Origin of the sequence: Streptomyces sp. 147326 (assembly GCF_045000215.1) — a bacterium.
In the GTDB taxonomy this organism is placed as follows: Bacteria; Actinomycetota; Actinomycetes; order Streptomycetales; family Streptomycetaceae; genus Streptomyces.
In genome coordinates, this window is sequence record NZ_CP134201.1 from 6,036,018 (window position 1) to 6,056,113 (window position 20,096).

General features: G+C 70.7%; 20 protein-coding genes and 1 tRNA gene. 9 read left to right on the plus strand and 12 right to left on the minus strand.

Going from position 1 to position 20,096, the window contains the following annotated elements:
* Positions 1-14 precede the first annotated feature (14 nt).
* The 3 genes from RIU97_RS27655 to RIU97_RS27665 all read right to left on the minus strand — a co-directional run bounded on the left by RIU97_RS27655 (position 15) and on the right by RIU97_RS27665 (position 2,557).
* On the minus strand, positions 15-230 hold the full coding sequence (locus RIU97_RS27655; RefSeq protein ID WP_361768842.1) for a zinc ribbon domain-containing protein: 216 nt from the start codon (positions 228-230) through the stop codon (positions 15-17).
* Positions 231-376: 146 nt separating this feature from the next.
* Positions 377-1,117 carry a DUF4383 domain-containing protein gene (locus RIU97_RS27660; protein WP_404960293.1) on the minus strand — a complete coding sequence of 247 codons (741 nt, stop codon included), beginning with the start codon at positions 1,115-1,117 and terminating at the stop codon, positions 377-379.
* 195 nt (positions 1,118-1,312) lie between these two features.
* Positions 1,313-2,557, minus strand: coding sequence for a hypothetical protein (locus RIU97_RS27665; RefSeq protein WP_404960295.1), 1,245 nt, complete (start codon positions 2,555-2,557; stop codon positions 1,313-1,315).
* A gap of 105 nt (positions 2,558-2,662) precedes the next feature.
* Here RIU97_RS27665 and RIU97_RS27670 point away from each other — a divergent pair.
* Both RIU97_RS27670 and RIU97_RS27675 read left to right on the plus strand, forming a co-directional pair.
* Positions 2,663-2,737, plus strand: a tRNA-Val gene (locus RIU97_RS27670).
* Between the two features lie 196 nt (positions 2,738-2,933).
* Positions 2,934-3,590 (plus strand): hypothetical protein, encoded by a 657-nt coding sequence (locus RIU97_RS27675; RefSeq protein ID WP_404960297.1) that lies wholly within the window; start codon positions 2,934-2,936, stop codon positions 3,588-3,590.
* Between the two features lie 150 nt (positions 3,591-3,740).
* Here the strand turns inward: RIU97_RS27675 and RIU97_RS27680 are convergent, their stop codons facing one another.
* On the minus strand, positions 3,741-4,211 hold the full coding sequence (locus RIU97_RS27680; RefSeq protein ID WP_404960299.1) for a hypothetical protein: 471 nt from the start codon (positions 4,209-4,211) through the stop codon (positions 3,741-3,743).
* A 112-nt stretch (positions 4,212-4,323) separates the two neighbouring features.
* Between RIU97_RS27680 and RIU97_RS27685 the strand changes: the two genes are divergently transcribed.
* A complete protein-coding gene (locus tag RIU97_RS27685) occupies positions 4,324-4,614 on the plus strand; it encodes a hypothetical protein (protein WP_404960301.1) in 291 nt (96 codons plus the stop codon).
* 429 nt (positions 4,615-5,043) lie between these two features.
* Complete coding sequence (locus RIU97_RS27690) at positions 5,044-5,733, plus strand: DUF4389 domain-containing protein (RefSeq protein ID WP_404960302.1); 690 nt, start codon at positions 5,044-5,046, stop codon at positions 5,731-5,733.
* 656 nt (positions 5,734-6,389) lie between these two features.
* Here RIU97_RS27690 and RIU97_RS27695 read toward each other — a convergent pair.
* Both RIU97_RS27695 and RIU97_RS27700 read right to left on the minus strand, forming a co-directional pair.
* Positions 6,390-6,890, minus strand: a complete 501-nt coding sequence (locus tag RIU97_RS27695; protein WP_404960304.1) for a hypothetical protein — start codon at positions 6,888-6,890, stop codon at positions 6,390-6,392.
* A 227-nt stretch (positions 6,891-7,117) separates the two neighbouring features.
* Positions 7,118-7,192, minus strand: a complete 75-nt coding sequence (locus RIU97_RS27700; protein WP_100661309.1) for a 50S ribosomal protein bL37 — start codon at positions 7,190-7,192, stop codon at positions 7,118-7,120.
* A gap of 147 nt (positions 7,193-7,339) precedes the next feature.
* Here RIU97_RS27700 and RIU97_RS27705 point away from each other — a divergent pair, with 147 nt between their 5' ends.
* On the plus strand, positions 7,340-7,564 hold the full coding sequence (locus tag RIU97_RS27705) for a DUF2277 domain-containing protein (RefSeq protein ID WP_266484671.1): 225 nt from the start codon (positions 7,340-7,342) through the stop codon (positions 7,562-7,564).
* A gap of 21 nt (positions 7,565-7,585) precedes the next feature.
* Here the strand turns inward: RIU97_RS27705 and RIU97_RS27710 are convergent, their stop codons facing one another.
* From RIU97_RS27710 to RIU97_RS27725, 4 genes are all read right to left on the minus strand, one after another.
* A complete protein-coding gene (locus tag RIU97_RS27710; protein WP_404960306.1) occupies positions 7,586-8,104 on the minus strand; it encodes a hypothetical protein in 519 nt (172 codons plus the stop codon).
* Positions 8,105-8,441: 337 nt separating this feature from the next.
* Positions 8,442-9,071 carry a VTT domain-containing protein gene (locus RIU97_RS27715; RefSeq protein ID WP_319733652.1) on the minus strand — a complete coding sequence of 210 codons (630 nt, stop codon included), beginning with the start codon at positions 9,069-9,071 and terminating at the stop codon, positions 8,442-8,444.
* Positions 9,072-9,303: 232 nt separating this feature from the next.
* Entirely contained in the window at positions 9,304-10,962 is a 1,659-nt protein-coding gene (locus RIU97_RS27720; RefSeq protein ID WP_404960308.1) for an alkaline phosphatase D family protein, read from the minus strand.
* A 95-nt stretch (positions 10,963-11,057) separates the two neighbouring features.
* Complete coding sequence (locus RIU97_RS27725) at positions 11,058-11,702, minus strand: HNH endonuclease family protein (RefSeq protein ID WP_404962958.1); 645 nt, start codon at positions 11,700-11,702, stop codon at positions 11,058-11,060.
* A gap of 567 nt (positions 11,703-12,269) precedes the next feature.
* Between RIU97_RS27725 and RIU97_RS27730 the strand changes: the two genes are divergently transcribed.
* From RIU97_RS27730 to RIU97_RS27740, 3 genes are all read left to right on the plus strand, one after another.
* Positions 12,270-12,851, plus strand: coding sequence for a TMEM165/GDT1 family protein (locus RIU97_RS27730; RefSeq protein ID WP_030711384.1), 582 nt, complete (start codon positions 12,270-12,272; stop codon positions 12,849-12,851).
* A 273-nt stretch (positions 12,852-13,124) separates the two neighbouring features.
* Positions 13,125-13,673 carry a DinB family protein gene (locus tag RIU97_RS27735; RefSeq protein WP_404962959.1) on the plus strand — a complete coding sequence of 183 codons (549 nt, stop codon included), beginning with the start codon at positions 13,125-13,127 and terminating at the stop codon, positions 13,671-13,673.
* Between the two features lie 1,294 nt (positions 13,674-14,967).
* Entirely contained in the window at positions 14,968-15,345 is a 378-nt protein-coding gene (locus RIU97_RS27740; protein ID WP_404960309.1) for a DUF4440 domain-containing protein, read from the plus strand.
* A 662-nt stretch (positions 15,346-16,007) separates the two neighbouring features.
* On the opposite strand, the gene RIU97_RS27745 is transcribed toward RIU97_RS27740, so the two are convergent.
* Both RIU97_RS27745 and RIU97_RS27750 read right to left on the minus strand, forming a co-directional pair.
* Positions 16,008-16,694, minus strand: a complete 687-nt coding sequence (locus RIU97_RS27745; RefSeq protein WP_404960310.1) for an HAD-IA family hydrolase — start codon at positions 16,692-16,694, stop codon at positions 16,008-16,010.
* 170 nt (positions 16,695-16,864) lie between these two features.
* Positions 16,865-17,725: a peptidoglycan-binding protein gene (locus RIU97_RS27750; protein ID WP_404960312.1), complete on the minus strand. Its 861-nt coding sequence runs from the start codon at positions 17,723-17,725 to the stop codon at positions 16,865-16,867.
* 205 nt (positions 17,726-17,930) lie between these two features.
* On the opposite strand from RIU97_RS27750, the gene RIU97_RS27755 reads away from it, so the two are divergent.
* Entirely contained in the window at positions 17,931-20,000 is a 2,070-nt protein-coding gene (locus RIU97_RS27755) for a DHA2 family efflux MFS transporter permease subunit (protein ID WP_404960313.1), read from the plus strand.
* The last annotated feature ends 96 nt before the right edge of the window (positions 20,001-20,096 follow it).

A 20,096-nucleotide genomic window follows, 5' to 3' on the forward strand; every position in this document is an offset into this window, starting at 1 on the left:
CGTCCTGTGCGGGCTCAGCCGCAGCCGCCACCACCGCAGCAGCCGCCCCCGCCCCCGCCCATCGCGGGCGCGGGGGCACTGCTGGTCCCGCCGACGGCGACGGCGGACAGCAGCTTGACGGTGTCGGCGTGCCCGGAGGGGCAGTCGGCGGGTGCGGAGGACTCCGCCATGGGCCGGCTGACCTCAAAGGTGTCGTCGCAGGTCCGGCAGCGGTATTCGTATCGAGGCATGCGCACAGGCTAAGCGCGCCCGGCTGCCGCGCGCTACGTACCGCGCGCTACGTACCGCGCGCTACGTACCGCGCGCTACGTACCGCGCGCTACGTACCGCGCGCTACGTACCGCGCGCTACGTACCGCGCGCCAAGTACTGCGTGGCTACGGACAGCGGCCGTGCACCACGGGTGCCCGCCCCTGAGTGGTGCGCCGTGCCCGGTCCTCCCGGGCCGCCTGCTCCGGGTGGCGGGCACGCCAGTACGGATTGTCGTGCGGCAGGGCGCTGCCCACCCGCCCGTACATCCCGAACCACATCAGCATCACGCCGACGACGAAGCTGAACAGCACGTTCTGGATCTCGAAGGCCAGGAAGTTCAGCTCCGTGTCCAGCAGCGCCAGATTCACGAACCCGCTCGCGATGAACAGCACGCCCAGCACGATGTTCAGGGTCGAGGCGAAGGTGCCGCCCACCACCATCCCGAAGACCAGCAGCGCACCGATGCAGATCGACAGGACGCTCAGCGCCCCGTTGGTGTTGAGTGCGAGCACCGTGTCGCCACCGGTGTCGAAGAACCCGATCTGGTCGATGAGCCCGAGGACGCCGAAAACGATCAGCAGCAGCCCGGTCAGGCCGGCGCCCACCCGGTAGACGTTGCCGAGCTTGTGATCGGCGGGCAGGTGGTCGTCGAGGCGGGCATTGACGGGATGCAGCGCGCGCTCCATGCGCCGGGAGACCGTGTCGGCGAGCCGCGGCGGAGCGGGGGCATCGGGATCGGGCTCGTGAGCCACGTAGGGCGCGTAGTGCTCATGCGGCTCGGTGCACCCGTACGCCGCGTGGGCCACGTACGGCCCCGGCTCCTGGGCCGCTGTCGTACGAGGCTTGTGGAAGGTGTGGGCAGCCATGGTGCCCTCCTCTGGTCCGTTCCCGGCACCTCCCAGCATCCGCCGCCGGACGCCACGAAACAAACGGGGGCCGCTTCCGGACCGGCCGGCGCCGCCGCGCGGACCAGTCCGGGCTCACCTCGCCGGACCCGCATGCCGAACACGGATACCCGACGCGCATGCCGGACCCGCATCCCGGACCCGCATCCCCGTCCGCTAGCCCTGCCCGCGTTCCGCCCGGATCCCGTTCACCACCCGGTTCACGGCAGCCCGTACGTCCTCCATCTCATGGAGGAACGCCCAGTAGTCGGGGTGCCGTCCCTCCAGCCCCTCCAACGCCCGGCCCACCCGCGCCACCGCATCGTCCAGCGGCCCCGCATGCCGCGGATCCGGCACACTGCGGCCCGCCATCGCCAGCCGCTGCGCGTCCCGGATCGCGAACCGGGTCCGGTCCACCTCCGCCTGCGGATCCCGCGCCACCGCCTCCAACCGCGTCAGCCGGTCCTGCGCCGCCGAAACCGCCTCGTCCGTCGCGTCCAGCGAGCCGCGGACCGCCTCGATCAGCACCCCCACGTCCGCCCAGCGCTGCTCGTCCCGCGCCCGGCCGGCCTCCTTGAGCCGGTCCTCGGCCTCGGCCACGTCCCGTACCGCCTGGTCCGGCACGTGCTGCAGGTCCTGCCAGCACGCCGCACTGAACCGCCGGCGCAACTCGCTCAGCACCGGATCCACCCGGTCCGCCCGGTTGCGCAAGGCCTGCGCCCGCGTCCGCAGGCTCACCAGGCGCCGGTCGATCTCCGCAGCCCGCTCCGGCAACCGTGCCACCTCGGCCCGTATCGCCTCCGCGTCGCGCAGGATCCGGTCGGCGCGCTGCACCGTCTCCTGCACCCCGTGCTGCGCCGCGCCCTGGTTCAGCTTGGTCAGCTCCGGACCGAGCGCCGCCAGCCGCGCCGCCAGATCATCGGCCCGCATGCCCTTGGCCCGTACGGCGTCCAGCGCGTCACTGGCTCCGATCAGCGCGGCCCTGGCCCGCTCCCGGGCCGGCGCGACCCGCGCGAGCTGCGTCTCGGCCTTGTCCAGCAGCGGCTGCAGCCCCTGCGCGAACCGGTCCAGCTCCCCTTTGACCCGCACCAGCTCGTCGCGCGCCCGCGTCAGCTCCTCCCGGGCCCGCGTCGCCACGGAACCCTCCAGCTCGGGCCGGTCCAGATCGTGCGCGTCGACCGCCTCGATGTAGACATGGCTGACCTGGTCGATCCGCTGCCCGAGCGCGGCGAACCCCTCGGTCGCCTGCCGCGCGGCGGGCGACCCGTCCGCCGCGGCGATCGTCTCGATCGAGATCCGCAGATCCCGCTGTGCCGTATCCAGCTCGTAGAACGCGGCGGCGGCGGCATCCTTCGCCGCCTGCGCATCCGCCCGCCGACTCTCGTCCCGCCCACCGAACCACCGCCGGGATGCCGTCGTCACAATCCCTCTCCCGTACCGCGTCCGCCATGCCCCGCTCCATTCTCCCCCACGACAACGGGTTTGCGTGGGGGGCGTGCACGCCATGTAGGCTGTCCACTCATCCACGGGTGCGTAGCTCAGGGGTAGAGCGCTGCTCTTACAAAGCAGATGTCGGCGGTTCGAAACCGTCCGCGCCCACCAGTACAAAGGCCCCCAGCCGCATGCGGCTGGGGGCCTTTGACGGTAGTTCTCCGACGGCAGTCCGGCCCTTCCGGCCGCGAACCCGGCCCCGGACCTGGGCACACCTTGCGGCATCGGGCGCTCCGACTGCTCCCCCCACTGGATGCCGGACAACCGGCTTTGCTCGCCCATGGTTTGAAGTCGATCACCGGATGGTGTGAGCAGTGAGGGGCGCGAACGTGCGCGGAATGCAGCGTGCCGTGGGGGCCGTCGACTGGCTCTGCTGCTGGCGGGGTGCGGCGGTGACGCATCGGAGCCGGAGTCGGAGCTGCTCGGCAAGGACACCGGGATCCGGTACGACAAGTCCCGGGTGCCGACGGTCCAGAACATGGCCTGTGACCGCCAGCGCGGCTCGATCCGGTACGGGCTCAACGTCCACAAGGACGATTCCCTGCCCGAGCACGAGGGGGAGAAGGACTCCGAGGACTACGTCTGCCACGGGCCGGACCGGATCAGTCTCGCCGTCGAAGGGCGGACGGTAGCGGTACCGCACATCGCGGCCGGGTACGACCTCTACGGAGCCGTTCCGCACCCGCTCAAGACCGTCGAGACCGCGTACGGCGAATCCTTGGCGGAGGGAAACGAACGCACCCTGGTCGGCGAGGCGGAGACGGTCACCACCAAGACGGCCGCGATCACCTGCCAGAAGAACGTCTGGAAGACCTTCCCCATGACCACCTGCCTGTGGGCCAACCACGGCGCGGTCGGCGCGGTCGGCTTCTTCCCGCCTGCGGGCCGGCACCCCGAGATTGCGGAAGCAGTGGCCCGGACCAAGGAACTCATCGCGACGGGTCTGGTCGAATCCCCGGGCTGAGCGAGCCAGCGTTGGGGGCGTGGCATGGACGTTCAGGATGACCGCGATCCGCGACGGCGGGTGTCACGGGGAGCTCTTGGGCTCCGCATGGCACTCGTTATCCCTGGTCAGGGCACTGCGAGGGGCTTCGAAGATCCGTGATTCCCAAGCTCAGAGTGCACCGTCACTGCTACGGAGGTCTTCCCGCATGCGGAGGCGCAGTGCGGCGAGGGCGTCGTCGTAGCTGCGGCGCCCCTCCAAGTAGGCCGGCTCGGTGACCAATACACCCTCCATCACGAGGTCGCGGAGGTCACGCAGCTGGCGGAACGCACCTTCGGAGGCATCTACGACCCGGGTAGGTGCCGTGATGGTCATCTGGTACCGCAACCCGATACACGGCCCGAACGCTGCACGGGCGGTGGTGCGTCGCACAGGAAGCGGCATGTCTGGATCCCGAGCCACGTTGCCAGAAGTGTGGCGGGCCTCGGAGAGGCATGCCAGGTAGTCCCCGTACAGGGTGCGGCGTGTCTGCGTTTCACGGTCCAGACGCTCTCGCTGCCATCGGCGCCTGTCGAGCAGCATGGCGGATCCGGTAGCGATCGCAGCGCCAACTATGGTGCTGATCAGGGTGACCCACTGCATGGTTCGACGGTATCCGTGGCCGAGTGCACCCGACCAGGCTTCTTTGAGGCTGAGCGGTAGCCCGAGGACGGGGCCTCCGGAGCGGTGTGCGCGGGGCGGCATGATGGTCTTCATGACCTCTGAATCCGGCAGCGCACCCGTTGAGAGCACCCGAGTTGCGGCCGTGGCCGATGGTGTCGCGCAAGTCTTCACGTGGGAGGCGGATGCGCGGATCGAGGTGCGGGCCCTCGGGGGAGAGGTCGTGATCGAGGCGAATGCGGCGGGTCTTCGGACGCTTGCAGGGCATCTGCTCGTGCTTGCCGGGGACAGTGTTCCCGATGGAAGTCACCTGCACCTCGAAGACAGCAACGGTCTGGAGGACGGGTCCGTGGGCTTGGTCTTGGAGCGCTGCGACGACGAGTGAGGGCGCGCGGCGGCGGTAGTGGAGCTGGGCACGGAGCCGATATCCGCAGCTGACATCAACAGTGGTGGATAGCGCGCCACGCCGTCCTCCTCGCTGTCGGAGTGGGTGAACTGCGCCTGCCTGTCCGTGGGTTTCTGCGTAGTGGCGGGCAACCGGACTGCGCTGGGTGGGCGGGTGGGTGGGCGGGCGGGCGGTGACGTAAGCGGGCTTCGCGTCGGCGGGCGTGGTGGCATGTGGCGGTTCGGTCGTCAAGTCACGTGTTTTCCTGCCACGGAATCTCGGGTCATGACGTGATTCAGTCGCCGGGGCCTAATGGCGATATGGCTCGTGCAGAGCCAGTGGTGGCCCGTGTGCGCCGTCCGAACGGCCTTGGCGGTGCGATGTGCGGGCACCTTTCCCATTCCCCCTGTGAGAAAGGACGTGGCAGCGATGTTTCCTGCTCCCGCCCATCCCCTGTGTGTCGAAGCGACGCTGGATCCCCGGCTCACCCGATGGAAGTGGCTGGTGAAATGGATCCTCGCCATTCCGCACTACGTAGTGCTGTTCTTCCTGCAGGTCGCGTTCTTGTTGCTGAGCGTCGTCGCGTTCTTCAGCATCCTCATCACCGGCAGCTATCCACGGCGACTCTTCGATTTCAACGTCGGCGTCATACGGTGGACCACGCGCGTCAGCTACTACTGCTCATCGGTGATGGGCACTGATGAGTATCCGCCGTTCACCCTTGAAGACGTGCCCGGCTACCCGATCCGAGTCGGGATGATCTATCCCGAGCAGCTGTCCCGCGGACTGGTCCTGGTCAAGTGGCTGCTGGTCATCCCGCAGCTGCTGGTGATCGTGCTGATGCTCCACAGTGGCTGGAAGGCGTACCAGTACCTCGACGACTACAGCCCGTTCTCCTCCGGTCTCATCGGCCTGCTCTCCCTGGTCGCGGTGGTCATCCTGACGTGCACCGGGAGCTATCCGAGGGGGCTGTTCGACCTGCTCATGGGCCTGGTGCGCTGGACGCTGCGGGTGCTCGTCTACGCGTCCCTCATGACCGACGAGTACCCGCCGTTCCGGCTGGACATGGGAGGACGCGAGCCCGTGGCAGGAGCGCTGGAGCCGACGGGCGGCGGGTGAGGAGCCGCGTCGCCGAGACTCAGGAAGCGTCGTAGTCCATCTGTGAGAGCCCCCCACCGATTGCGGTGGGGGGCTCTCGTCGTGTCTGCCAAGCCGGAGCACTGGCGGATGTGCCGTGCTGCATGTTCCCTCGTGGTCTGTCATCGCAGGTCAGTGGTGTCTGGGGGTGGGTGGGCCGGTCTGTGGGAGCTGGTTGGGGGAAGCGGTCGTGATTCCTTGCCCCGGAGCTGCCGCAGGGCGCCGAGCGTGCGCTCTCCGCGTCCGTTCCGGCGCCGCCCATTCTGGTCGTCCGAGCGGACGAGCAGAACGAGCGGACGAGTGGATGAGCGGATGAGCGGCGACTGTTGGGGGTTCTCTTGACCGAATGGAAGCAGGGGAAATGCGGGTGGCCCGTCGCGGGCGGAAAGCGCTGTTCCAACCTGACGTTGAAGGGCACGTCCCGGTGCTGGCGGCACCAGGGCAAATGGACCAGGCGAGGCCGGCGGGAGGAGGAGAAGAACGCTGCCAAGCCGCAGAGGAAGTGGGCTGGGCCGGCGGCGGCGTGACGTCCACCCGTGGCATCCCGCCCGGCAAGTGAAAGGCCCCCGACCGGTCTCGGTCGGGGGCCTTCTCGGATGACTTCAGTTGTCGGCCGTCTGTCTCCGAGGGATCCAGCACTAGTGCTTGCCCTCGGCCGGGGCCGGGGTCGGGGCCGGCGGGGCGTCCGTGCCTGTACCGGGCGGGGTTTTTGTGCCGGGGGCCGGGGGAGTGTCCGTGCCCGCGGGCGGCTTGGTGTCCGTGCCCGTACCGGGCGGCTTGGTGTCCGTGCCGGGAGCCGGCGGGGTGCCCGGGGCGGGGGCGGGTTCCGGGGCCGGGTTGGGTTGCGGCTTGTGCTCGCAGTACACCTTGTTCTTGAAGAACTTGCAGCCCGGCATGTTCTCCACGTCCCGGGGCCTGTTGCCCTTGTTCTTCTTTTTCCCGCGCTTGTTGTTCTTCTTGCCCTTGCCGTCGTGGTCGCCCTTGCCGTGGTCGAATTGACTGCCCGCGACGTTGGTCATCTCGTTGGTGTGCGAAGCCGTGGCGGCGAATGCGCTGGTGGGCAGCAGCGCGCCGCCTCCGACGAGCGCGGCCGAAACGGCCAGCATGGTGAGACGCTGCTTCCGGGAAGTGCGGATCATAGAAGTTCTCCTTCTGTGGGAAAGGGTCGAGCTGGGAGATTCCAGTAAGCCCGCTGCCCGCGTGGCACGTCATGCCACCGAATTTCGGGACTTGACAGGCCCCCGCGGGTGGTCGTACGGGGAGGCGGATCGCCGTACGGGCGTGCGGGCTCTCGGAAGCGCAGGGTGGGCCCGTGCGTGCGAAGACCCCCGGCCGGTGGTGGTCGGGGGTCTTTCGGTGGGGCGGTTCAGGCGTTGGGGCGCTTGCCGTGATTGGCCTTCTTCTTCTTGCGGGCCCGACGCTTGTTGCCTCGTTTGGCCATGGTGCGAGTCTCCCTCAATTGGTGACTTTTCATGACTTCGCCAGTCTAGATTCGGCCCGACACCTACGCATCAGCTCCGCCCTGACGGCGGCCCGAATCATGCGATCGGACGGGGTCGAGCTGCCCCGGCAGCGGGATAGTAGGGGTATGTGCCGTTCCATTAAGACCCTGCGCCCGCCCGCCATCCCCGAGAAGGCCACCGAGGAGGAGATCCGCGCCGCCGCCCTGCAGTACGTACGGAAGGTGTCCGGGTTCCGGGTGCCGGCCGCGCACAACCGCGAAGTGTTCGAGGCGGCCGTCGACGCCGTCGCCGAGGCCACCGCGGCGCTGCTCGACGGGGTGCACGTACGGGGACAGGCCGCCCCGGCGTAGCCAGGACCCGGCCTACGCCGCCTACGCAGCCCCGGTCCCCGCGGCGCGGCGGCGCAGCACCCAGACACCGGCGCCGAGCGCACCCGCGGCGAGGGCGCCGCCGGCGGCGATCTGCCAGGCGCTCATCGCGCCCATGCTGCCGCCCGTACCGCCGCGTGCCGCGCCCGGGGTGACCTGCAGCGATACGGTGACGCGCTCGCCGCCGGGGCCTCCGCACTCGAACGTGACGCGGTGCGTGCCCGGGTTGGCGTCGCGGAAGACGGTGGCGCTGCCGAAGAGGTTGGCGGCCTCCAGATTGCCGGGGGTCAGCCGTACCTCCCCGAAGGCGGTCGACGTGGCCCGGCCGGTCTTGGTCCCGCAGCCTTCGACATTGAGGGCGACCCGGGCGCCCGGGGCGACGTTGGTGGGGGAGACCCCGGCGGAGGGGGCGGCGTACGCGAGCGTGGCGGGAGCGGCGGCGGCGACGATGAGGGTCGCGGCCGCGACGGTCATCAGACGTCGGGATGTGACGGGTGACGTGGCAGGCGGCTTGGCGGGCATGGAGAGAACTCCTCGGCTCCTCGAAACGGCGCGGCCAGGGCACGGATGTGACGCGGATCGGTTGCGCACCGTGCTGTGGACGCTAGGAGCCCGGGCCGGGGGCGGCGATCGGGGCCGGGTGAACGGGTGAGCCACTGCTCCGCCCGGGGGAGGAGGCCACGGACTTCCCGCCCCACGGGCGTCCGATCACGGCGCCTGCCCTCTCTGGACGTCTTGCTCACGGACGTCTTGCTCGCGGACGTCCTGCTCGCGGACATCTCGCCCACGGCGCCTTGCCCGCGGAAGTCGTGCCCGTCGAGGTCCGCCGACCGTGGACGTCCCGGGCCGAGAAGCGTGCCTAGGCCGCAGGAGCCGTCGTCGCGGTCGGGCGGCGGACGAGGAAGGCCGCCAGGGCGCCCGCCGCGAAGAGGGCGACGAGCGACAGTGCGGTGCCGAGCCACTGGGTGCCCAGCCACTGGGTGCCGAAGTAGCCGAGGGCGACGCTGTAGCCGGCCCAGGCCATGCCCGCCAGGACCGACCAGGGCAGGAACTCCGCCACCTTGCGCTGCGTCTTGCCCGCGCCCAGGGACACCACCGAGCGCCCGGCGGGGGCGAACCGGGCGATCACCACGAGGGCGCCGCCGCCGCGTGCCAGGGCCGTGCCGAGGCGCTCATGGGCCCGGGTCAGCCGGCGGGAGCGGGCGATGGCCCGGTCCAGCCGGGCGCCGCCGCGCCGGCCCAGCCGGTACGCGGCCATGTCACCCAGCACCGAGGCCGTCGTGGCGATGACGAGCAGGAGCAGGATGTCCGGCACCTGCGCGGGCACCGGCACGGGTCCGGCGGCACCAGCGGCCGCGGCGGCCGCCGCAGCGGTGATCACGAGGACCCCGCTCGGCAGCACCGGAAGGAAGACGTCGAGCACGACGGACACCGCCACCAGGGCGTAGATCCATGGGCTCGCGGTCAGCGACCCCAGCGTCTCAAACAAAGCGGGACTCCCCAGTCCGATTGACGTGCTGCGGCATGAAGCGCCGCGACGTCGCGGGGGAGCGGCAGGAGCGGCTGACAGCCATACAGCGTACGCCCGGCCCCGGTACCCCGGGTGCCCGGGGCGGTTGCCACACCGCCGCCGCGTCAACTCCACCGCCATCGCCGTCCGCTGACCGAGCCGCCTCCACAGACCGAACCCGCCCGAACCCCACCGAACCCGTCGGATCCTCCTACTCCGCCGCGGTGAGGTCCCGGTCCAGCACCGTCACCAGCCGGGCCCCCTCGCGCTTCTTCCGCGCCTGGTCCAGCCGCAGCCGCGCCGACCGCCCCGACAGCGCCAGCGTCATCAGCTGGTTCCCGAACCACGGCCCACCCGTACGCCGCCAGTTCAGTGGCGGCCGTCCCGTCCGCCCGTGCAGCGAGAAGCCGCGCCCCAGCCACCGGCCCGTCCGCGACCAGCCCAGCCGGAATCCCCACTTCACCGCGGTGTGGATGGAATTGTGAACCGGCGAGCACGTCAGCTGGAACACCCGAGCCGTACTCGGTATTCGAGGCTCGGCCACATACGCGTGATGCACGTCCCCCGACAGCACGCACACCGTCGCCGGTGCCCGCGGCCCTGTGCCCACCTCCTCGATCAGATCGGTCAGCGCCGCGAACGAGGCCGGGAACGCCGCCCAGTGCTCCAGATCGCTGCGCCGGCGCAGATCCTCCCCGATCCGCGCCCACCGCGGCCCCCGGTCCCCACGGCACAGCGCGGCATTCCACGTCTCGGCGTCGTGGATCAGCGGCGGCATCAGCCAGGGCAGCGAGGAACCGATCAGCAGGTGGTCGTAACCCCCGTGCCCGGCGAGGGCGTTCTCCCTGAGCCACTGCTGCTCCACCGGATCGAGCATCGCCCGCCCGTCCTCGGCGAGCACCCGCGCGGCCCGGGTGTCCACCATCAGCAGCCGGGTCCCGCCGAAGTCGCGCCGGTAGCTCCAGCGCACCGTGCTCGGATCGGCATCCGCCGCGGACGCGAAGGCCCGTAGCGCGTCCGTACCGTCGGGGGTGCCCCGGACCGCCCCGTACAGCTCGTCGGCGGCCAGCTCGGACGGCGAGAGGTTGCCCAGGTGCTGGTACACCCAGTACGACATCAGCCCGCTGAGCACGCGCTCCCGCCACCACGGCGTCGCCCGCATCTCCGTCAGCCACGCCGCGCTCGTGTTCCAGTCGTCGATCACGTCGTGGTCGTCGAATATGTGCAGGCTCGACACGGTCGACAGGAGCCAGCGGATCTCCGGATCGAGCCACGACTCGTAGTAGAGCCGCGTGTACTCCTCGTAGTCCGCGACCTGGGCGCCGGGCGCGTCCCGCAGATCCCGCCGGGCCGCGAGCCACTGCCGGGTCTCCTTGGACAGCGCGTCGGCGTACACCTGGTCACCGAGCAGCAGCAGGACGTCCGGGCGCACCGCCTCCGGATCGGCCGCCAGCCGCGCCGAGAGGGTGTCGAGCGCGTCCGCGCCGTGCGGCCCGTGCCGGCCGGCGGGCGGCGCGGCCTGCCGGCAGGAGCCGAAGGTGACGCGCAGCCCGGGTGCGGGCCGGCCGGCGCCCGCCACCGCCGGAGTGGTGATGGTGCTCGGCGGGAAGCCGCTGTCGGGCAGCGGCCACACGAGCCGGCCGTCGAGCAGCACCTCGTACGCCGTCGTCGCGCCCGGGGTCAGGCCGGTCACCGGCACCAGCGCGTAGTGGTGGCCGGCTATCTGGAAGGTGCGCACACTGCCGCCCGCCCCGTCGGCGCACCGCACCTCGGCCGTACACGGGCGGTCCGCCTCGACCCATATCGTGGCCGATCCGCCCGTGTCCCAGTCGACGTGGCGCAGCAGTGGCCCCAGACGCAGTCCGGCCATGCAACTCCCCCTCCTCCGTAGCCCCTTCGATCACGGTACGACGGGAGGGGGGAGCGACGCCTCCCCCTGGCGGGGGAAAGATCGGCCGACTAGGGTCAGCAGCCGTTCAGGATGTTGACCAGGGCCGTCTTCTCGCCCGAGTCCATGCTCAGGCCCCAGTACTGCTTCACGTCGACCCACATCCGTGCGTACGTACAACGGTAGGCCGTCCGCGGGGGCAGCCACTTGCCGGGGTCGAGGTCGCCCTTGGCCTGGTTGACGTTGTCGGTGACCGCGATGAGCTGCGGGCGGGTGCGGTCGTTGGCGAACTGCTGGCGCTTGCTGGTGGTCCAGGAGTTGGCACCGGAACGCCAGGCCTCGGCGAGCGGGACCACGTGGTCGATGTCGAGGTCGGAGGCGGCGGTCCAGGTGGCCCCGTCGTACTCGGAGTACCAGCTTCCGCTCACCGCTGCGCAGGACGAGTCCTGGACGACGTTCACGCCGTCGCGCTTGAGGACGGTTTCGCGGGTGTTGCAGCTGCCCGAGACGGTGCTCCAGTGCGGGAAGAGGTCGCGGCTGTAGCCGCTCGTGGACCCTTCGGTCTTCGGCGTGACCGTGGCCAGGTACGCGCGGGCGGCCGAGGCGCTGATGGGGGCGGGCGGGGCGGCCTGGGCGGCCGGGGCGTTGAGGAGGGAGGTGAGCGCGGCAAGGGCAGCCGCTGACGCGAGCACGCCAATTCGACGCGCGTAGACGTTGGATATGAGTGCCATGAGGGGCTCCCTGGGTGCGGGGGGTGTGGCCGTGTGGCCCCGGCGGGGCGTGGCCATGCTTGCGGCGCCGGGTTTCGCGGGGATGGGCGTCAGGTGACAGCGTGGCGACATGAGCACGTCACATCAAGTGGAGCAATGGCCCTGATTTAAATGGAAGTTGAGATTCCGCAGGGTCGGAACCGAGTCGGAACGAGGTTGAATCGGGCGCGGGACGAGGTTGGAGCGGGCTCGGAACGGGGTTGGAGTGCGGCCAGGGCGGGACCAAAGGCCCATTCCGCACCGCCGCGGGCGTCACGTAGTCTGTTCGGAGCAGAAGGGGAGTAGCTCTTCGCCGGACCGTCGACATACTGCTGGGTCACCCCAGCCGGCGCCCGGAGGCAGGCCGCGCACAGCGGTCGGCCAGCGAGACCTTCGGCCGCAGTGTCCTGTTCACGCGTGGACGCGTTTCGTACGCGCACACGCACGCCAGGGCGCCGCCGAGCCGAAGCGACCCCTGAAACACCCCAGGTCTCTCGGTACCGATGGCGTCCTGCCCGACCGATTGAGGTTTCCACCCCCGTGTTCAGCTTCAGCATCACGGCGATCGCCTTCGGCGTCGTCTTCCTTGCCGAACTCCCCGACAAGACGGCCCTCGCCGGCCTGATGCTCGGCACGCGCTACCGCGCCTCCTACGTCTTCGCGGGCGTCGCCGCCGCCTTCGCCGTACACGTCGCCCTCGCGATCGCCGCCGGCAGCGTGCTCACCCTGCTCCCGCACCGCCTCGTCCAGGCCGTCGTCGGCATCCTCTTCCTCCTGGGCGCCGCCATGCTGCTCCTGAAGAAGGACGACGGGGAGGAGGAGGTCAAGCCGCCCGCCGACCAGTCCTTCTGGAAGGTCTCGGGGGCCGGCTTCATGCTGATCCTGGTGGCGGAGTTCGGTGACCTGACCCAGATCATGACCGCCAACCTCGCCGCGCGGTACGACGACCCCGTCTCCGTCGGCATCGGCGCCGTGCTGGCCCTGTGGGCGGTCGCGGGCATCGGCATCCTGGGCGGGCGCACCCTGATGAAGTACGTGCCGCTGCGCCTGATCACCAAGATCGCGGCCGCGGTGATGGCGGCGCTGGCCGTGTTCTCGCTGTACGAGGCGATCGCAGGCTGACGCGGCGGGCGCGGGCCCGGTCGGGCGGCGGGGCGGGTGGCGGGGCGGGCGAGGCTGGGTGAGGCGGGGGAGGTGAGGTGAGGCGGGCCGAGGCACGGCAGGGCAGCACGGGTCGAGCTGCAGGTGGCGGGGGATATTCCGTTGCGGGCCGTACGCGTACGGGGCACGCTCGGCCGCGTGACCGACAGCACCGCCCCCACGGGCCCCACCACCCAGCCCGCGCCCCAGCCCGTACCCGCGCCCTCCTCGGACCGGCAGTTCGGCTGGTCCAACATGTTCGTCCACCCCGACGAGGACACGCGGGCCGACGGGGGGTTCCAGGGCGAACGGGCCGTACTCGTCGGCTACCTGCGCGACCAGCGGCTGACGCTGGAGCTCAAGTGCGCGGGGCTCGACGCGGAGGCCCTCGCGAGGCGCTCGGTGGAACCGTCCAACCTGTCCCTCCTGGGTCTCGTACGCCACCTCGCGGGGGTCGAGCAGCACTGGTTCCGGCAGGTCATGGCGGGCCAGGACGTACGCCGCCACTACCGCTCGGAGGAAGACCCCGCGGGCGAGTTCACCGGCGCGGTGGCCGACCCGGCGGTGGTCGCGGACGCATGGACGACCTGGCGAGCCGAGGTCGCCTTCGCGGAACAACTCGTCGCGCAGGCCCCCAGCCTGGACATCACCGCGGACGCGGGGGGAGCGGGAGCCGCGGGGGCCGCGGGCGAAGAGGCGATGGAACTCCGTGAGGTCCTGGTCCACATGATCGAGGAATACGCCCGCCACAACGGCCACGCGGACTTCCTGCGGGAACGCATCGACGGGCGGGTGGGGCAGTAGGGCGACGGGTCGGGGCGGGTCGGGTCGGGGCGAACCGGGGGCTTCGGGCGGCAGCGCATCAGGCGGGCGTCACTGGACGCTCGGCGGGGGCTTCGGGAGCGGGATCTCGGTTGGCCGGGATCGGGGAAGGGCGGGGGTTTCCCGTCAGTCTCATCGTCTTCCGTGGCGGGCCGGTCCCTCAAGGGCGCTCCTTCGTCGCGTCGCTGCGCGATGGCCTGCGGCCACCCTTGACCGACCGTCCCGCCACGGAAAATCGAAGACAGTCGGGAAACCCCCAAAAGAACGGGCCGGGCGATCAAGACAGGGACGGGCGTGTCGGTGGCCGGCGGCCCGGTCGGGGGGCGCATCAGATCGCTACGCACTTCGCATCTCTCAGCGGCTGCCGGCCGCCTGTGGCCGGACATAAGCCGCCATCGACCGTTGCGCGCTCCGCACGTCTTAGCGGCTGCCAGCCGTCTGGTGGCTGGACATAGGCCGCCACGGATCGCTACGTGCTCCTCCGTGACGGCGGCCGCAGGCGTCCGGGGCTGGACATGGGCCACTCAGGCGTCGGTTGCTGCGCCACGGAACGCTACGCGCCTCTCGGCGAGGGCGACCGACCCCGCCTGGTCCTGAGGGACGGAAGCTCCCCTCGGCCGAACTGGATCGGGGTCAAGGCGAGGTCGGCACCACAAACTCACTTCCAAATTGGGGCAATTGACGCCTCTTGCTCGTCTTTTCGGCTGCCCACCCGCCCAGACCCGAGAACAGTTCGGTAGAGGCGCTCTCTGGCGCCTTTCCTCCCCCAGCCCCCTCAATGAGAAGCGAATCGGGCCTTGGGGGACCTGTGTCCAGCCCCGGACCGCCGACGGTCGCCGACATGCGGGAACGTGTAGTGATCGACCTCTACACGGTGTTTCTGGTACTGGGGCTGCACGCCGCGGCCGTCACACGCCCACACGTCGTGGGGTCGGGATCGCGTCCGCTCGTTACGACCTCCGGTTTCCGGACGCGAACAAGTCCGAGGACGGTGTGCTGGAGGTGGCCATCGCGTCGCAGACGTCGGTCACTGTCGAACTGGCCCAACCAGTCACCGCAGTAAGTCGCTTGGGGATACGCAAGGAGGTCCACACGGTCCGCTGTCAACGGCTGACGGGGCCGACACTGCCACCGCAGGTCGGCCACCTGGGCGCGGATGGCCTGCGCCCACCGTGCCCAAACTGCTCTTCGGTGTGATTGATCCGTCTGGAGGTTGCGCTGCACGCGGCAGTAACTCGATTGCGGTCGCGTTGGTCACCTGGACGAAGATGTATGCATGGCTGACGAGGTAGACGAAGCGATCGCGGGTGAGTTGCGTCTGATGGACCCCAGCGTGCGCATGTCGCAGTCGCTGGTCCGGCAACTCCTTGACCCACACTTCGTAGAGGTAGGCGCCTCGGGCCGGCGGTGGGCGTATGAGGAAATGCTTGCCGCGCTGCCCGAGATGGATGGTGCGGCGGAAGACGGCCCGCGTTATGAACCCTCGGAGATGATCGGTGTCATGCTGGCGCCCGGGCTGGTGCACCTCACTTACGAGACCACGATCGGCGGAAATCGGGCACGGCGGAGTTCGCTCTGGCGCAAGCAGAGTGCGGGAGCCAAGTGGCAGATGTACTACCACCAGGCCACACCCGTTCCGAGCGAGGACACGTGACCGTGGTCGGACCGTCTCGTGCCCGATGACTTGCGGGTCTTCGAGCCCCATGGCAGGCGGTGCACAGGCGCTTCCTGCACTGGTCCAAGGGGGCCAAGGTGCACCGCACGGTGCTCGATCTCTTGGTGCGAACGCCGGCCGCCGTCATACAGGGGGTGGCCGGCCCCAGACGGTCTGCGGTCGCCGTCATGCAGCAGCGTGTAGTGAGGGGTGGCGGCTTATGTCCGGCCACAGGCGGCCGGCAGCCGCTGAGAGATGCGAAGTGCGTAGCGATCTGATGCGCCCCCCGACCGGGCCGCCGGCCACCGACACGCCCGTCCCTGTCTTGATCGCCCGGCCCGTTCTTTTGGGGGTTTCCCGGCTGTCTTCGATTTTCCGTGGCGGGACGGGCCGCAGGCCATCGCGCAGCGACGCGACGAAGGAACGCCCTTGAGGGACCGGCCCCCCACGGAAGACGATGAGACCGACGGGAAACCCCCGCCCTTCCCCGATCCCGGCCAACCGAGATCCCGCTCCCGAAGCCCCCGCCGAGCGTCCAGTGACGCCCGCCTGATGCGCTGCCGCCCGAAGCCCCCGCCGCGGTCCTGATTCCGCCCCGCCGGCTCCCGCTAGCCCGAAGCCCAGCCCCCAGCCCCCAGCCCCCAGCCCTCAGGTCCCGATTCTCAGGCCCCCGCACCCACCGTGATCTGGATAGTGCCGTCCGCGGCGGTCGTCACGGTCAGGGTCGTCAGGTCCGGGACGTGGGTCGTCGGGGCGTGGGCGGCTGCGCGGGGGCCCACGCCGATCACGCGCATGCCCGCCGCGCGGCCGGCGGCTATGCCCGCGGCCGAGTCCTCGAAGACGATGCAGTCGGCCGGGTCCACGCCCAGTGCGGCCGCGCCCTTGAGGAAGCCCTCGGGGTCGGGCTTGCTGGCCTGGACGGACTCGGCCGTGACCCGTACCGCGGGCATCGGGAGGGCGGCGGCCGTCATCCGGGCCGTCGCGAGGGCGGTGTCCGCGGAGGTGACCAGGGCGTGCGGCAAGGCGGCGATAGCCGTCATGAACGCCGGGGCGCCCGCGACCGGGACCACGCCGTCGGTGTCGGCGGTCTCGCGGGCCAGCATCACCGCGTTCTCGGCGTGGTTGACCTCCATCGGGCGGTCCGGCAGGAGGACGGCCATGGTGGCGTAGCCCTGGCGGCCGTGCACCACCTTCAGGGCCTCCTCCGGGTCCAGACCGTGGGACAGTGCCCAGTCGCGCCAGCAGCGCTCGACCACCGCGTCGGAGTTGACGATCGTGCCGTCCATGTCCAGGAGGAGGGCCTTGGCGGTGAGGACGACGGGTGCGGTGGCGGTGGTGCTGGCCGACATCAGCGGGGCTCCAGACGGGGCGGGAAAAGAGAACAAGTGGTTCCGTCCACCGGTCAGGGAAGGAGGACGGAACCACTTTGTTCCTACAAGATACAAAACAAAGGGCGGTTCGGCCACCAGCCGACGTGTGACCCCTGTCCCTCCCCTGTCCTTCCCCATCCCTCCAGCCCCTATCCCTCCAGCGCCTTGCGGGTCACGGGCCCGTAGATGCCCCACTCCTGGTCGTCGATGCCGTGGTCGTACTGGAACTGCGACAGGGCGTCCTCCACCCTCCAGTCGAACTTCCCGTGGATCCTGCCCCGGTACAGGCCCTGCGCCGACAGCAGGCGCTGCAGCTTCTCCACCTCGGGACCCGAGTCCCCGTACCGCAGGACCGGGGCCTGCGAGGCCGGAGGCGGGGCCGACGAGCGGCTCGCGCTGGGCGACGGGCTCGGGGACGGGGGCGTGGACGAGCGGGACGCGCTCGGTGACGGGGACGGCGACGCCGACTTCGAGACGCTCGGCGACGGGGAGGCCGAGGCGGACGGGCTGGCCGAGGCCGGGGTCCGGGTCGGGGACGAGGACGGCGCGGGCAGGGCGGCGCTCGCCGCGGGGGCCGGGGCCTTCGCGTCGACCAGGGCGGCATCGGTTCCCGAGGAGCTCGGCAGCACCCACACCGCCATGGCCGTCCCGCTGAGGGCGACCACCGCCGCGGCCCCGATCAGCAGCGCCAGCGGCCGGCGTGAACCGGATCCGGTTCGCTTCTCCGGGCCTCCGCTCCCGCCCCCTCCGCCGCCTCCGGATGTGTGGTCCGGTTCCGGGATCGCCCGGAGCCGGGCCGTCTCGGCCGGGTGCGGGGCGCGCCCCGGCGGTCCGTGCTGCCAGGGTCCCGCTGCCGGCGTCACGGGTATCCCGTACGCCGGGGTGTCGTCCGGTGCCTGCGCCGGCACGGGCCGGGGGTCCGGGGTGACCACGCCCGATATCGGGGGCGGGGACATCTCGGCGTCCGGCTCGCCCGGGTCGGGCAGCGTTACGTACGGACGGATGCGCAAGGGGTTGAAACCCGCACCCGGCGCACACCCGCAGCCGGCGCCGACAGCGCCGCAATCTGGACAGTGCTCACCGCTCACTGGACTCCCTCCCTGACCGTTGCCTGCGATTATGCAGACCCGCCGGGGCCCTCCCAACCGGCCCGAGAGGCCATAACCGGACACACCGCTCAGTATGGAGATGTTGATCTGGCCTGAGGAGGTATCGATGGCTCAGGATGTGACCGCGGATGCCGTGGACCCCGGTTCGGGCCCGCAGAAGTCCGGCCCCGCCACCGAACACGCCTCCCGCGAGGTCCTCGTCTCCATCGGCGCCCTGCTGCTGGGCCTGCTGATCGCCGCGCTCGACCAGACCATCGTCTCCACCGCCCTGCCGACGATCGTCAGCGACCTCGGTGGCATGGCGCACCTGGCCTGGGTCGTCACCGCCTACATGCTCGCCTCCACAGCGGCCACCCCCCTCTGGGGCAAACTCGGCGACCAGTACGGACGCAAGAGGCTCTTCCAGTACGCCATCGTCATCTTCCTGATCGGGTCGGCACTGTGCGGGCTCGCCCAGGACATGCCCCAGCTCATCGGCTTCCGCGCCCTCCAGGGCCTGGGCGGCGGCGGACTGATCGTGCTGTCGATGGCGATCGTCGGCGACATCGTCCCGCCCCGCGAACGCGGCAAGTACCAGGGCCTCTTCGGCGCCGTCTTCGGTGCGACCAGCGTGCTGGGCCCGCTGCTGGGCGGTCTCTTCGTCGACCACCTGTCCTGGCGCTGGGTCTTCTACATCAACCTCCCCATCGGTCTCGTCGCGCTCGTCGTCATCGCCGCCGCCCTGCACATCCCGGCACGCCGCTCCAAGCACACCATCGACTACCTCGGCACCTTCCTCATCGCCTGCGTCGCCACCTGCCTCGTCCTCATCGCCTCCCTCGGCGGCACCTGGGGCTGGGGCTCGGCCCGGATCATCGGCCTCGCCGTCCTCGGCGCCGTACTGCTCGCCGCCTTCCTGTTCGTGGAGCGCAAGGCCGCCGAACCCGTCCTGCCGCTGGGGCTGTTCCGCATCCGCACCTTCACCCTCTGCTCGGCGATCAGCTTCGTCGTCGGCTTCGCGATGTTCGGCGCGATGGTCTACCTGCCGACCTTCCTCCAGGTCGTCCAGGGCGTCTCGCCGACCATGTCGGGCGTCCACATGCTGCCGATGGTGATCGGCATGCTGATCTCCTCCACCGCCTCCGGCCAGATCGTCAGCCGCACCGGCCGCTGGAAGGTCTTCCCGATCGCCGGCACCGCCGTCACCGCCATCGGCCTGCTCCTCCTGCACCAGCTGCACCGCACCAGCTCCACCTGGGAGATGAGCGTCTACTTCTTCGTCTTCGGCTTCGGTCTCGGCCTGGTGATGCAGGTACTCGTCCTGGTCGTGCAGAACGCCGTCAGTTACGCCGACCTCGGCGTCGCCACCTCCGGTGCCACCTTCTTCCGCTCCATCGGCGCCTCTTTCGGCGTCGCGATCTTCGGCACGGTCTTCACCAACGGGCTCGAGGACAAGCTCGCCGCCTCCCTCGCGGGTGTCCAGCTGCCGGCCGGGGCCAGCGCCGCGCAGCTGGAGGCCGACCCGCGGGCCATCGCCGCGCTCCCAACCGATCTCCGTCCCCGCGTGCTCGACGCCTACGCCACCGCCATCACGGACGTCTTCCTCTACGCCGTGCCGATCGTCCTGGTCGCCTTCGTGATCGCCTGGTTCCTGAAGGAGGACAAGCTCCGCACCTCCGTCACCGCACCCGATGTGACCGAGACCCTGGCCTCCAACCCGGTCCAGCGCTCCTCCCACGACGAGGTCGCCCGCGCCCTGTCCGTTCTCGGCACCCGCGAGGGCCGCCGCCACGTCTACGAGAAGATCACCGAGAGGGCGGGCTACGACCTGCTGCCCGCCGCCAGCTGGCTGCTGCTGCGGATCAACAAGTACGGCTTCACCGAGCCGGCCCTCCTCGCCGAGCGCACCAACGTGCCGCTGAAGGCCGTCACGGACGCCGCCCGCCAGGTCGAGGAGCGCGGGCTCGCCACCCGGGACGGGCTGGCGCTGGTCCTGACCGACCGGGGACGCGAGACCGCCGCGAGGCTCGCAGACGCCCGGCAGGAGTCCCTCGCCGAACTGCTCGGCGACTGGTGGGGCCCGGACCGCCCGACCGACCTGGTCAAGCTGGTCCAGGAGATCAACACGGAGCTGTGCGGATCCGACGCCGAGGAGCCCTACGACGCGGCGCCGCGACGGGACCACGCCGCGCACTAGGGGCTGTGTGGTGTGGTGATCAGTCGGCAGTTACCTGCACGGGCAGGGCACGGGCAGGGCACGGCCGGGGTGCGGCCGCCGGAGGACTCTCGACTG